7 protein-coding genes are annotated in these 13,686 nt (G+C 61.3%); 1 reads left to right on the plus strand and 6 read right to left on the minus strand.

Going from position 1 to position 13,686, the window contains the following annotated elements; translation table 11 throughout:
* Positions 1-10: 10 nt before the first annotated feature.
* The 5 genes from glgB to ACYVI2_RS23685 all read right to left on the minus strand — a co-directional run bounded on the left by glgB (position 11) and on the right by ACYVI2_RS23685 (position 10,704).
* Positions 11-2,158 carry a 1,4-alpha-glucan branching protein GlgB gene (gene glgB / locus ACYVI2_RS23665; protein ID WP_415816836.1) on the minus strand — a complete coding sequence of 716 codons (2,148 nt, stop codon included), beginning with the start codon at positions 2,156-2,158 and terminating at the stop codon, positions 11-13.
* Positions 2,155-5,436 carry a maltose alpha-D-glucosyltransferase gene (treS, locus tag ACYVI2_RS23670; RefSeq protein WP_415816838.1) on the minus strand — a complete coding sequence of 1,094 codons (3,282 nt, stop codon included), beginning with the start codon at positions 5,434-5,436 and terminating at the stop codon, positions 2,155-2,157. The genes glgB and treS overlap by 4 nt, the downstream gene beginning before the upstream one ends.
* The gene (locus tag ACYVI2_RS23675; RefSeq protein WP_415816840.1) at positions 5,433-8,531 is read right to left on the minus strand and encodes an alpha-1,4-glucan--maltose-1-phosphate maltosyltransferase; all 3,099 of its coding nucleotides are present in this window, start codon (positions 8,529-8,531) and stop codon (positions 5,433-5,435) included. The genes treS and ACYVI2_RS23675 overlap by 4 nt, the downstream gene beginning before the upstream one ends.
* 7 nt (positions 8,532-8,538) lie before the next feature.
* A complete protein-coding gene (gene glgA, locus ACYVI2_RS23680; protein ID WP_415816842.1) occupies positions 8,539-10,077 on the minus strand; it encodes a glycogen synthase GlgA in 1,539 nt (512 codons plus the stop codon).
* Positions 10,078-10,188: 111 nt separating this feature from the next.
* On the minus strand, positions 10,189-10,704 hold the full coding sequence (locus ACYVI2_RS23685) for a CinA family protein (protein WP_415816844.1): 516 nt from the start codon (positions 10,702-10,704) through the stop codon (positions 10,189-10,191).
* A gap of 153 nt (positions 10,705-10,857) precedes the next feature.
* On the opposite strand from ACYVI2_RS23685, the gene ACYVI2_RS23690 reads away from it, so the two are divergent.
* Positions 10,858-12,579: a hypothetical protein gene (locus ACYVI2_RS23690; protein WP_415816846.1), complete on the plus strand. Its 1,722-nt coding sequence runs from the start codon at positions 10,858-10,860 to the stop codon at positions 12,577-12,579.
* Here ACYVI2_RS23690 and ACYVI2_RS23695 read toward each other — a convergent pair.
* The gene (locus ACYVI2_RS23695; RefSeq protein ID WP_415816848.1) at positions 12,576-13,574 is read right to left on the minus strand and encodes an SDR family oxidoreductase; all 999 of its coding nucleotides are present in this window, start codon (positions 13,572-13,574) and stop codon (positions 12,576-12,578) included. The two genes, ACYVI2_RS23690 and ACYVI2_RS23695, sit on opposite strands and share 4 nt — an antisense overlap.
* Positions 13,575-13,686 lie beyond the last annotated feature (112 nt).

The raw sequence follows: 13,686 nt of genomic DNA on the forward strand, positions 1-13,686 counted from the left end.
GGTCTCCTCGTCAATCCACAGGTTTGAGCACCAGCGTCGTCAGGCCAGGCAAGCTCAGGCTCAAACTATGAGGATGGCCGTGGGCCGGGGCCTCTTCAGCACGCCAGCTCTGGCCGTCGGACTGCAGGTGTCCGCCGTATGCCACGTCGCTGGTGTTGAGCCGCTCGAGCCAGTTGCCGCCACGCGAGACGCCGACGCGGTAGCCATGGCGCGTCACGGGCGTCAGATTGCAGATCACCAGCAACGGCAGGCCATCGCCGCTGCGCCGCTCAAAGGCCAGTACGCTATTGTCGGCATCGTCACCGATCGTCCAGGCGAAGCCAGCAGGGTCGCTATCGGCACGGTAAAGCACAGGTTCGTCGCGGTAAAACTGGTTCAATGCGCGCACGAGGTGCTGCACGCCACGATGCGAGGGCTGATCCAGCAGGTCCCAATCCAGCACGTGGTCATGATGCCATTCATGCGGCTGCGCCAGCTCGCCGCCCATGAACAGCAGTTTTTTTCCGGGGTGCATCCACATATAGCCAAAGTAGGCGCGCAGATTGGCGATGCGTGCCTCTTCATCCCCGGGTATCCGGGTCAATAGCGACCCCTTGCCATGGACGACCTCGTCATGCGACAGGGGCAGAATGAAATGCTCGGAATAGGCGTACACCAAACCGAACGTCATGTCGCGATGATGATAGCGGCGATGTATGGGATCCTCTTTCATATAACGCAGCGTGTCGTTCATCCAGCCCATGTTCCACTTATAGTCAAAGCCCAGCCCGCCGCCAGCGGTGGGGCCGGTCACGCCGGGCCATGCCGTGGATTCCTCCGCTACCGTGATGCTGCCGTCCTCACGCTCGTGAACACTGTCATTGAGCGCCCTCAGAAAGTCGATGGCCTCCAGATTTTCTCGCCCGCCATAGCGGTTGGGGATCCACTCGCCCGGTGCCCGGCTGTAATCGCGATACAGCATCGACGCTACAGCGTCCACACGCAGCCCATCGACATGAAAACGGTTCAACCACTGATGGGCACTGGCCAGCAGCATGGCGCGGACTTCGTTACGCCCGAGGTTATAGACGCAGCTGTGCCAATCCGGGTGATAGCCCTCGCGCGGGTCGGCATATTCGTACAGCGCTGTGCCATCGAAGCGCGCCAATCCGTGCGGATCATCGGGAAAATGTGCCGGCACCCAGTCCATGATCACTCCCAGTCCAGCGGCATGGCAGCGATCGATGAAGCGCACCAACGCTGCCGGCGGCCCATACCGTGCAGTGGGCGCGAATTGCCCTAGAGGTTGATAGCCCCAGGATCCGCCAAACGGATACTCGGCCACCGGCATCAACTCCACATGGGTAAATCCCATGGCGCTGACGTACGCGGGCAAGCGGTCGCTCAGGCTGTCCCAGTCTTTCTCATCGCTCCAGGAGCCTGCATGCACTTCGTAGATAGATACTGGCCGTTCGGGTGTGGCGTTGCGCGCCTTCATCCAGGCGCCGTCCTGCCACTCGTGCGATTGCGGGTCCGTGATCACAGAGGCAGTAGCCGGCGGGCATTCGGCCTGCTGGGCGAGCGGATCGGCTTTCCAACGCAATTGTCCCTGATGATCGAGGATGGCGAACTTGTAGCGCTGACCGGCCTGAGCGTGCGGCAGAAAGAATTCCCACACGCCGGCTTGATGGCGTAAACGCATACCATGACGATGCGCGTCCCAGCCGTTGAAGTCGCCCGCCAGCGATACACGGCGGGCGTTCGGCGCCCATACACTGCAACGCAATCCAGGCACGCCCTGGCATTCGTCCAGCCTCGGCAGCATGTCAAACACCGCGCGCCAATCGCTCTGTGAGAACGCTGCCAGCGTCTCGTCCGACAAGCACGAATCGAAGGCATAAGGATCGAACAACACCTCTTCGCTATCCGGCCAACGCACGCGCAAGCGGTAGCCCAGCGGCCCGCGTGCTCTCAGGTCAGGTACCTGGGCATGGAATAAGCCACCTTGTCCGGACAGAGTAATCGTGTCGCCGTCAGTCAATTCAGCATGCACGCTGACCGCGCCAGGCATCAACACCCGCAGGATATCTCCATGCGGGCCGAGCACCGAGAATGGATCACCATGAGAGCCATCCAGCAAGGCGCGGCGATCATCGTCCGAGAGACGGTCATTGTTCATCGCGGTTCCTCCCCAGGGCCTTCTTTGCGCAGGGCTGCGGACAATAGCAGCTCACGTCCCAGCTCAGCCAGCGCTGCCAGTGGCACTGGCAGCCAGTCGGGACGGTGGGCCGCCTCGTAGCACACCTCGTACGCGGCCTTCTCGAGTTGAGCCAAAGCCAACAATGACTGTTCCTGATCGGACGGCAATGCCGCGCCATCCGATCGCGCTTCGCGATAGCCCGCCAGAAAAGCCGTGGTGGCCAACGCGCGGAAACGTCCTAGCAGCACGTCATGATGGCTAGATACTGTGCCGGCCAATGCGTCTGAGGGTGGAGCACCCGGCCCCTCGGGCGACATGGGCGCCAAGGCGGTGGCGCGGGCCGCGACACTCGCTGCATAGTCAAATGAACGCAACATGCCCGCCAAATCCTTGTAGACCGTACTCGGCGCCTGGCGTTGCCCGGCATCGCGCAGCGGTTCACCCTCGAAATCAATCAAATAGGCGTCCGTCTGCACGACCAGCACCTGACCCAGATGAAAATCACCGTGCACCGATTGGCGGGGTACACCATGTTCGGTTACCGCCAATTCTCGAATGCATGCTTCCAGGCGAGGGGCATGTTCAGCCAGCCACTGGCCGCTGGATTGCAAGGCCGCAGGCAAGCTGGCGTGATGGTGATGAATCACGTCCACCGCCATCCGCAACTGCGCCAACACACGCGTCGCCGTTTCATCGCTGTCGCTCGGGTGATCGCTGGGCTCATGCAGCGCGGCGTGCATCTGCGCCAGCCGCTGCCCGATGACGCGAACGAACGCGTTATAGCCCGCCAAATGTTCTTCGAAGGCATTGACGTCTTCGTCAGCGACCAAGGCCGCATCCAGTACGCGTCGCAGATAATCGAGGGTCCACGTCCACGCATCGCCCTCATTGGGCACGTAACGATGAAACAGCGCCAGCGTCGTATTTATGCCATCGCGCTGACACTGCAGCGTGCCCAACAATGCGGGCGTATTGTCGAATCCCTTGGCAGCCAGCCTGCGCCCCATCTCTGCCTCGAGGGAAGGGCCCTGCGGCGGTGCACGCAGCACCTTGACCATCACCTGGTCATCGACAATGGCCGAACTGTTGCTTTGCTCAACGTTCAACCAGCGCACCGTGGGCGTCTCGGCATCGGCCAATTCCCGGGCCGCAGGCTCGGCATTGAAAACCAGGGGGCCGCCATCGCCTGCGCCTTGGCGCAATCCATCCACCAGTGCCCGGACGAACGCCTCCTGTAGAAATGCATCAGCCAGGTAGCCTGTCACGGCGCCACGCCGCAACCGGGCCGCGGGATAGCTGACGTCGACCGTGTCGTCCCATATCAGGGCCAGCGGTAGCTGCAGATCAGGCTTGTCAGGCGCGTGATGGACGGCGAGCCAGTAGTACTGTCCCTCGTGACCCGGCAGCGGCAGGACGGCGCTCACGCTTAAATCTCGTGCAGTACTACCCGGGTACCAGCGCTGGCGGGCGAGATACTCGGGCAGGACCTCGTTTTCAAAGGCGCGCCGGGCACCGTCGGTCAGGGCCAGATCGCCGCGCGGTTTCAGCACCAGCGTAATCAGTTCGGGCATCTGCTCTGGCGCCTGGGCATGCCAGGCCGGAACACTGGCGTCGCGGCTCAGCTCGAACCAATAGAATCCATAAGGCGGCAGGGTCAGCAGATAAGGCAGCTCCCCAATCGCCGGAAATGCCGAGCCTCCCAACAACTCGACCGGCACCGTACCCGCGTATGCCTGCAGGGGCAATTCGACCGGCTGCGCGGCTGCCGACAGGTTGGCCACGCACAGGATGCTGGTGTCCTGCCATTCGCGCAGGTAGGCCAATATCCTGCGATTGCCTGGCGAGAGAAAGCGCAGAGTGCCGCGGCCGAACGCCTGACTCTGGCGGCGCTGGGCCAACATGCGGCGCGTCCAGTTCAATAGCGAATGGGGATCGCGCTGCTGGGCTTCGACGTTGATGGCCTCATAGCCATACAGCGGACTCATGATCGGTGGCAATTGCAATCGTTCCGGATCGGCGCGCGAGAACCCGCCATTACGGTCCGCGGACCACTGCATCGGCGTACGCACACCATCGCGGTCGCCCAAATGGATGTTGTCGCCCATTCCTAATTCGTCACCGTAGTAGAGCACTGGCGTGCCGGGCATGGACAGCAGCAGACTGTTCATCAGCTCGACCCGGCGGCGATCACGCTCGAGCAGTGGCGCCAGCCGCCGGCGGATACCCAGATTGATGCGGGCACGTGTGTCCGCGGCGTATACCTTCCACAGATAATCCCGTTCCCGGCTGGTCACCATTTCCAGCGTCAGCTCATCGTGATTGCGCAGAAAGATGGCCCACTGGCAGTTTTCCGGGATGTCCGGCGTCTGGCGCATGATGTCGATGATGGGGAATCGATCCTCCTGGGCGATGGCCATATACATGCGCGGCATCAGCGGAAAATGAAAAGACATGTGGCACTCATCGCCCTGGCCAAAGTATTCCTGCGCGTCCTCCGGCCATTGATTGGCTTCGGCCAGCAACATGCGTCCCGGGTATTCGCGTTCAATGACAGCCCGTATTTGTTTAAGTACCGTATGAGTCTCCGGCAGATTTTCGTTATTGGTGCCTTCTCGCTCAACCAGATAGGGCACCGCGTCCAGGCGCAGTCCGTCTACCCCCATATCGAGCCAGTAGCGCATGACGCTGATGACCTCGCGCAGCACCCGCGGATTGTCGTAGTTCAGATCAGGTTGATGACTGTAAAAGCGATGCCAGTAATAGGCCTGGGCGACAGGGTCCCAGCTCCAGTTCGATGTCTCGGTGTCGCAGAAAATGATGCGAGTATCGGCATAATCGCGGTCAGAGTCGGACCACACATAGTAGTTTCGGGCCGCCGAACCCGGTTTGGCGCGCCGGGCGCGCTGGAACCATGGGTGCTGATCTGAGGTATGGTTGACGACCAGTTCGGTAATCACGCGCAGGCCACGCTCGTGTGCAGCACGGATCAAGCGGCGCAAATCACTGACCGTGCCATAGTCGGGATGGACAGTTCGATAGTCTGCGATGTCATATCCGTCATCGCGACGCGGCGATGGATAGAACGGCAACAACCAGATGGCAGTCACCCCCAGGTTCGCCACATAATCGAGCTTGGCCAACAGGCCAGGCAGGTCGCCCACGCCATCGTCGTTCGAGTCGAAGAACGACTTGACATGCAACTGGTACACGACGGCATCCTTGAACCAGAGCAGATCGTCGATAGGTGTCTGAGTCATGTGGCGCTCCTGCAGGGTTCGGCCGGTAATCTCCAGATAGAGTAGGGGGCCTCGGGCGTGAGCCGGATGTGAGCAACGCCGCCGTGCCAGGCTTCGTGCCCACCCGTCAATAGATCTTCGGCCTGAGCGACAGGCTCAGGCAGTCGTACTTCGGCCGTTGTGCTCTGTTGAGGGTCGAGGTTGATGACGACCAGAATCACATTGGCGCCGCCAGACGCGCGTTTGATATAGGCCATCACTGTGTCGGGCCACGTATTCAATGGCTGGAAACCGCGATGCGTTTGCAGGGCGGGATTGGCGCGGCGGATGGCATTGAGCTGCGTAATTTCCGTGCGGATGTTGCCCGTCATGTGCCAATCGCGCGGTCGTAACTCGTATTTTTCGGAGTCAAGATATTCCTCGCGCCCGGGCAATGCAGCCGATTCACACAGCTCAAAACCGCTGTAGATACCCCATAGCCCTGATCCGGTTGCCGCCAGTGCGGCGCGCGTCAGAAATCCCGGGCGGCCATGCGACTGCAAATAGTATGGATTGATATCCGGTGTGTTGACAAAGAAATGCGGCCGGAAAAAACTCGCTACCGGCTCGCCTGATAACTCAGTGAAATACTCCGCCAGTTCCTGCCGGTGGTTACGCCACGTGAAATAGGTGTACGACTGCGTGAATCCGATCTTGGCGAGCCGGTACATCATGGCGGGGCGCGTGAACGCCTCTGACAGGAATAGGATATCGGGGTATTTGGCATGTACCTCGGCAATCAACCACTGCCAAAAAGGCAGCGGCTTCGTGTGGGGGTTGTCCACGCGGAATATACGCACGCCGCGCTGCGCCCAGAACAGCACGATGTCGCGCAAGGCCCGCCACAACGAGGGCTTGCGGCGCCACGGCGGTGTGCTCTCGTAAAAGGCAACGTTGACGATGTCTTCGTATTTCTTTGGCGGATTCTCGGCATAGCGCAGACTGCCGTCGGCCAGCCACGAGAACCAGTTTGGATGGGCCTTTAGCCATGGGTGATCAGGCGAGCACTGGATAGCGAAATCCAGGGCCATTTCCATCCCCTGTGCATGGGTCGCCGCCACCAGACGGTCGAAATCCTCCAAGGTGCCCAATTCAGGTGCCACCGCATCGTGTCCGCCAACGGCCGAGCCAATCGCATAGGGACTGCCGACGTCGTCTGGACTAGCCGTCAAACTGTTGTTGCGGCCTTTTCGGTTGCGCTCGCCTATAGGGTGAATCGGGGTGAGATACAACACATCAAAGCCCATCGCTCGAATATCCGGCAACCGGTCGATGACGTCGTCAAAGCTGCCATGACCGGTCGCAGCCTGAGAGCGTGGAAACAGCTCGTACCAGGCCGCATGGCGGGCGCGGTTGCGATCTACCCATAACGGATATACAACGCTGGCACGCGCATGCGGCCGTTGCGCCGTTTCTCGTATGGCCCCGGCCAACAAAGGGTCCGTTAACTGCTGTAGAGCACGATCCAGCGTCACACCGCCATCAAAGACCTGCTTCAGGGTTTTCAGGGCGCGCTTGAGCCGGGTACGGACCTCGGCCGGCACATTGTCACGCTCGGCCTTTGCGATCGTGCGCGTCAGCCATTGTGCGCCCTCGCGCAAGGGCATGTGCAGGGACTGGCCCGCCGCGTGCTTGCTGTGCCATTCATGACAGTATCCAGCCCAGACATCCTGCCATGCCTGCACCCGATACTCGTGAGCCCCGATACGTTGCGGCGCGAACGCTGCCTCCCAACGGTCGTTGCCGAGTAATTGCATGGGAACGCGATGCCAATGACGTTCGTCACAAGCGCGCCAGCACAAATCGGCAGCCAACTGATCGTGACCGTCCATGATCAATGTGGCTTGCACCATCAATTGTTCATGGGCTATGCACTTGATGGGCAGGCGATCAGGTTCCAGAGCCGGTTGTACGGATTCGATTGCCAGTCTAGGCGCCTGCGGCTGGCGTTCGTCGGCTGGCGCACGTGCGTCTGACTGCACCTCGGCCGGCTCTTGCCAGAGCAGCAGGGAACAACCGCTGGCGCCGACAGCGCCATGACGGGCGCGCAACGCCGGCGGCGCATCCTGCTCGGCCAAAGAGCCGGCCGGCAATACTCCCGCCGACGGCGCCAGATCGATGGCACTGGATGACTCGTCGTGTGGCGTGACGGCCATCCCCACCATCGCATCGTCCTGCGACTTGCGCAACAGCAACGTTGCCCGCCCGGCCTGTCCACCGACGACCGTCAGCGGGCCTGAAAGACCGTTGCTGGCATGCCATTGCAACGCCGCAAGCACCTCACTCGTGGGCGTGGCACCATTGCTGGCGTCAACCAGCAATCCATCGCCGCAGAACGCCGCCAACCACGCCTGGCGGGCGTCTGATTGTGCGTCCAGCGGCGCCAATACTGGGGCCACGGCGCGCAGACGAACGTCTTCTTGCGCGAACCAGTCGTGCCGCCCATCCCACCAGGGCAGCGAATTGACTGTCCAATCGAAGCCGGTGTGCGTGTGCTGCTGCAAATCGTGCGTTGTCATGCCCTGCGTGGCCGCGATATAGCGTGCTTCAGGATGCGTGTGGCGCAGTTTGCCCAGCAGCGCTGCCCAGACGTCAGGCGAGAGGCCCTGAGGCCGTTGAAGATAGTAGCCATCGATTCCCGCACTCAACCATTTACCGAGGCGTTCGCTCCAGGCACGCAGGAAATCTTCGCCGTTGCCTCGTACTTGCTGCGACGACAATGCGTCCAGCGGCCGCCGTGGATCCAGCTCCGGCAGATCCTGATCCACGGCGAGCCAGTCTGCATGTACCGTCGTTGCTACGGCATCTCGCGCAACGCGATCCAGTATCACATCAACATAGCAGGCCAGCCCCATTGCGTGCACATACTCGGCCTGGCGCGCGACGATGTCAACGGCCGGCTCGCTGCCGTCGGCGGCCAAATCGGCATCATGCGGAACATTTCCCGCACCAGCGCTGCGCCACGGCGCGGGCAGCAGGACGGCATTGACACCTGCGCGCATCCATGGCGCGAGCGCGTCACGCTCGAGTTGCGTCGTGCGCAACAGCCGCAGGGTAGGGGAGTGGGGCAGCACCATCCTCGTTTTACGCTGACACGGCTGATTGAGCCCGCGCCGCCTTGCCCGGCCGTATTTGTTCGGAACGCCGCTGCGCAATCGTCAGGCGACTACCTGTCAGCGCAGCGAACAAGTCCAGATAGTTCTGAACGGCATGCGACCATCCGTGCGAACCCGTCATGGCGTTGCGTTGCATTCGGCGCCATACCGCATCATGCGCCCGTAAATGCGCAGCGCGTGCCAGGGCCGTCATCACACCGTTTGCGTCCTGACTATCCATTACCAAGCCATTGGCGTGCATCATGGCGGCTTCCCCGGCATGCGGGCCAGGATCTTGGACCGAATCTGCCAGTCCCCCAACTGCCGTCACAATGGGCAAAGTGCCATAGCGCATCGCGTAAAGCGGCGTCAATCCGAAGGGTTCAAACCGGCTCGGGTGCCACAGCACGTCCGCGCCCGCCAGCAGGCGGTGGGCGACGGCCTCGTCATAACCGATATGCACCCCGCAACGTCCAGGATGTTTCGCTGCGATCTGTCTGAACGCCTCTTCGAATCTCTGGTCGCCTTTGCCCAGCAAGGCAAACTGCAATCTCGGGTGTGCCGCGAGTGCATCTGGCAACGCATGCGCCGTGAGGTCGGCCATCTTCTGTTCCGTCAGCCGGCAGCACGACACCACCAGCAAGGCACTCGGAGCCGGGTCCAGGCCATAGGCTCGCTGCACATGATCTTTCCAGCGGGATTTATTGCCCAGATTATTGACACTGAATCCATTGGGTTGCAGATGGACATTCGTGGCAGGATTCCACAACTCGTCGTCAATCCCATTAGGCAACGCCACCAGCGCATCGCCCCGAAACCGCAGTGCGCCGTCCAATCCGCAACCCCGTTCGGGTCCCAGGATTTCGCGCGCATAGGTATGACTGACTGTCGTGACGCGATCGGCATGCAGAATGCCGGCTTGCAGGAAATTCAGACGTCCCCAGGCATAGAGTCCAGCCGCTTCGCGTACACCGGCCGGCAGGCCGAGATGTCGCACTTCGCCGGGATCGAATGCTCCCTGGAACGCCAGATTATGGATGGTGAGTACCGTTTTTACCGATCGCAGTCCGGCGCCTTTGATGAGCAGCGGCGTCAATCCCGCGTGCCAATCGTGAGCATGTACGATGGCGGGTCGTTCCAGGCCCGGCAGCCCTGTCGCCACGGCAGTGGCAGCATGCGCCAGCGCTGCAAACCGGCAAGCATTGTCCGTGTAGTCGTGGCCGGTCTCGTCGATATAGCAACCGGCGCGATCAAACAGGGCAGGGTTGTCCAGAAGCAGGCAGGCCAGGCCCGTGGAGCGGCAATGACCGGAAACCAGGCGGGCAGGGCCCCCGGGCAGACCATCGATCGGCCAACTGGCGTCGATACGGACTTTGTCCAACACGCCACGATAGGCCGGCAACAATATCCGTACCTGAGCACCCGATTGGCTCAACGCCTGGGCCAGCCCCGTCACAGCGTCGGCCAAGCCCCCTGTCTTTACCAGCGGATACGCTTCCCCAGCGACAATCAGTACTGTGCTCGACATATTGGCTCCTTGTTATGGACCTTTCATTTCTTTCAGGAGCAAGTAACGTGCCTGGCCAGATCTCCGCGTTTTGAACCGCATGCCTCATACTGTGCATACAAGTCAGGCAAACTAATCATCGTTATTTCCGCGCTCTCGAGATGCCAGCCATTGCGCGTGATAGTGCTGAATACGCTGCAGTGCATACTCGGCCGCCATCTGCCTGACCTCGTTGCGACTACCGGAAAACTGGCGTGTCTCGGTGTAAATTCTGGTTGGGATACCGGGCGCGCGCAGCAGCCAGGCATAGCATTGCGTACCGGCCTCGACGCCTTCGCCGCCATCATCGGCCACACCGGTGTTGGCGATGATCACCGACGCGCCGCACCGCTCAGAGGCGCCTTTTGCCATGGCGCACGAGACCTCGGTGCTGGTCAGGTTGTATTGACGCAAAATCTCGTCGGAAACACCCAGGCAACTGCGTTTGGCGGCAGGCGAATAGACCACGAACGCACACTCCAGTAAGCCGCCCGCACCCGGCACCTCGGCCAGTTGAGCCGCAATCAGGCCGGCCGTGCAGCTTTCAGCCGTTGCCAGCGTCAGACTGCGACGGCGCATGTAGTTGGCAACGTTCTCGATCTCAGTCATTTGATCGTCCTCCGGCGGCGATTTGTGCGGATCGAATCAGGAATCGGGCAGGGGAGGTATTCATGCTGGCGCAGCAGCAAGCCTCGTTCCTGGTTGGGTACGCGACTTGCAGTATGTGTCTATCCCACCTCATCAGCCCTCAGGGAAATTCCCATGCTCGAATCGCTCTCTCAGTACTCGGTCACGCAATCGGCATCAGTTCCGCGCCACACCTACCCAGCGGCGATCAATCGCCAGCGCGTTTATTTGCCTGCAGAGCTGGGACGTCGCGTAGCCGAACGGTTACAGGTTATGCGGGCGCAGCGATGGGTATCGCGGTTATGGGCAGGCGACGCCAAACTATGGACCGATACTGACGAGAGCAATTGGATGGGATGGGTCGACCCGTCACGGCAGGAACCTGTGATACGGCGTTATCTGGCTCAATGTGCGCGGCTGAGAGACAACGGCTGCGTCAACGCGATCCTGATGGGCATGGGCGGTGCCGCCCTGGGGGCACATGTCCTGCAAAATGCCTTGGGTAGCACAGCGGGCGGTTTACGCTTGCATGTACTTGACTCGACCGACCCGGACCAAGTGGCGGCACTGCAGCGCCGGGTTGCGCCGGAAAGCTGCCTGCACATTGTGGCCAGCAAATCGGGCACGACAATGGAATCAACACTGCTCGCCCGGCACTTTTATGAAGTTGCTCGCGAGAGTATCGGTGATAGTGCGGGCCGGCACTTTTGCGCCATTACCGATCCGGGTTCGCCGTTGCAGGCTCTTGCAGAGGAGCAAGGGTATGCCGCCATTTTTACCGGTGATCGGACAGTGGGAGGACGCTACTCTGTGCTCTCGGCCTTTGGCCTGGTGCCGCTGGTCCTGATGGGCCACGACCCGATGGAGTTTCTACGCAATGCCAAGCTGCTGCGTAATCACTGCGGGCCGCGAGTTCCACTGAACAACAATCCTGCCGCTTTGTTAGGGGCTACGCTAGGCGAAGCGGCCCTCGCTCACCGCGACAAGGTCACTATCTGGGCTGAACCTGAGCTCGAGGGTCTCGGCGAATGGATTGAGCAGTTGTTAGCCGAATCGACAGGGAAGCTTGGCGGCGGCTTGATCCCTGTCAATCAAGAGCCGATAGCGCAGGCGAACCGGTATTCATCAGACCGCCTGTTCGTCATATTGCGCCATGGGACCACCATGGAGCGGCAACGGGATGCCTTGCGATCGGCCGGCCAAGCGGTCATCGATGTGGAAATCGGCGACGGCGCCGCATTGGCGCAGGAGTTCTATCGCTGGCAATTCGCCACCGCCTTGGCGGGCTCCATCCTGCAGGTCAATCCCTTTGATCAGCCGGACGTGGAGGCCAGCAAATCGCGCACGCGCCGATTGCTCGGTGCCCCTGTGACGCCGGCAAACGGGCAACGTTACGGCAGTCTGATTGTTGACACCGGCAGTAAACAGGACCTGGGCGAATGGCTGCAGACGCAGGCTGCGCGCTATTTCGCGTTGCTCGCTTACGTTCCGTGCAACTCCCGTAACCGCGCGTGGCTCTCGTATTGGCAAGGCCGGCTACGAGACCTGTCCGGTACTGCGGCCACCGCGGGATTCGGGCCACGTTATCTCCATGCCAGCGGCCAACTGCACAAGGGCGGCCCAGCAGGCGGTGCTTATCTTTTCATCGGCCGCCAGGCCTGCGACGCCAACGAACTGGGCAGATGCCAAGCCGCCCAGGCGCAGGCCGACTTGGCAGAACTCCGTGCCCGCGGCAGACGTTGCGCCGCCGTCTGGTTCGCCGCAGATGCCGTCCAGGGGATGCGCGATCTGGGGGCACTGCTGGAGCTGGCTCTGGGCGTCACAGGCGCCATCGCCGCGGATGCAGCCCTGACCTAGTGGCGACGTCGAGCCAGTGCCGTGCCAACCAACAGCACCGCACCCGTCCCCAGCCAGAACATCCCTTTACCGCGCGTGTTGACTTCCGTGTAATAACTATGGCGCCGAACCTTTGAGGGCGACGGCGTTGCGGTTCGGACGCCAGGTTCGTATAACCCATCGCCGCCTTCGCTGGCCGGGACGTTGCTGCGTTGATGCCGTGTCAGCCAGCCTCCCAGCGCGTCCATCAAGCCCGGTGCGCGATGGCCAAGGGAAGCCATTATCTTGGCTGCCGAGCCGACATACAGATCACGCTGCGGTTTGTGGGCTGCATACAGAATGGCCTGCGCTACCGCTTCCGGCGAATAAATGGGAGGCGGCAAGACGGGCTCGACATCCATATAGTTACGAGCGCGGCGTGTGTAGTCCGTATCGATGGACCCGGGCTTGATCAGCGTCACGCTCACTGGCAGGTTTTCATGCATCAGCTCCATGCGCAAGGCATCGGTAAATCCTTTCACCGCATGCTTGGCGGCAGAATATGCGCCCTGCATGGGAATCGCGCGGTCAGAGACCTCGCTGCCCACATTGATCAGCGCACCGCCTCGCTCTCGCAGATAGGGCACGGCCGTCAGCGAGCCATACACCACACCCCAATAGTCCGTCTCGAAGAGCTTGCGTTGATCTTCAATCGGCACACTTTGCAATGGTCCAAAAATAGACACGCCGGCGTTGTTCACCCAGGTATCGACCGAACCATAGGCTTCCAGCGCGGCCTGCAGTAATCTGTGATGATCTTCCTCGATCCCGACGTCCATCGTTACGGTCGTGACCTGACCGCCTTCAGTCCGGATCGATTCTGCCACCTTGTCCAATTCAGCCGCATCGCGGCCAGCCAAGACGACCCGAGCACCTGCCCGGGCGGCGGCGCGGCCGGTTGCCGCCCCAATACCGCTGCTGCCCCCGGTGATGACGAGCACTTGTTCAGCCAGCGGTTTCAAGTTCAATTTACGCATCGTGACCTCCCTGTGAAAGCAGGGCAGGCCAGCAAGACACATGCCTGGATGGGCTTGCCTCTATCGCCAAATGCGTGAAAAACCGCGCGCGACGAGTTAGGCCATGGACTCG

This window comes from Bordetella tumbae, assembly GCF_054780995.1.

Excerpts from the sequence above, each read along its gene's own strand:
- ACYVI2_RS23675 (WP_415816840.1), bottom strand. The coding sequence starts at position 8,531 with ATGGTGCTGCCCCACTCCCCTACCCTGCGGCTGTTGCGCACGACGCAA.
- ACYVI2_RS23685 (WP_415816844.1), bottom strand. The coding sequence starts at position 10,704 with ATGACTGAGATCGAGAACGTTGCCAACTACATGCGCCGTCGCAGTCTG.
- ACYVI2_RS23690 (WP_415816846.1), top strand. The coding sequence starts at position 10,858 with ATGCTCGAATCGCTCTCTCAGTACTCGGTCACGCAATCGGCATCAGTT.
- glgB (WP_415816836.1), bottom strand. The coding sequence starts at position 2,158 with ATGAACAATGACCGTCTCTCGGACGATGATCGCCGCGCCTTGCTGGAT.
- ACYVI2_RS23695 (WP_415816848.1), bottom strand. The coding sequence starts at position 13,574 with ATGCGTAAATTGAACTTGAAACCGCTGGCTGAACAAGTGCTCGTCATC.
- treS (WP_415816838.1), bottom strand. The coding sequence starts at position 5,436 with ATGACTCAGACACCTATCGACGATCTGCTCTGGTTCAAGGATGCCGTC.
- glgA (WP_415816842.1), bottom strand. The coding sequence starts at position 10,077 with ATGTCGAGCACAGTACTGATTGTCGCTGGGGAAGCGTATCCGCTGGTA.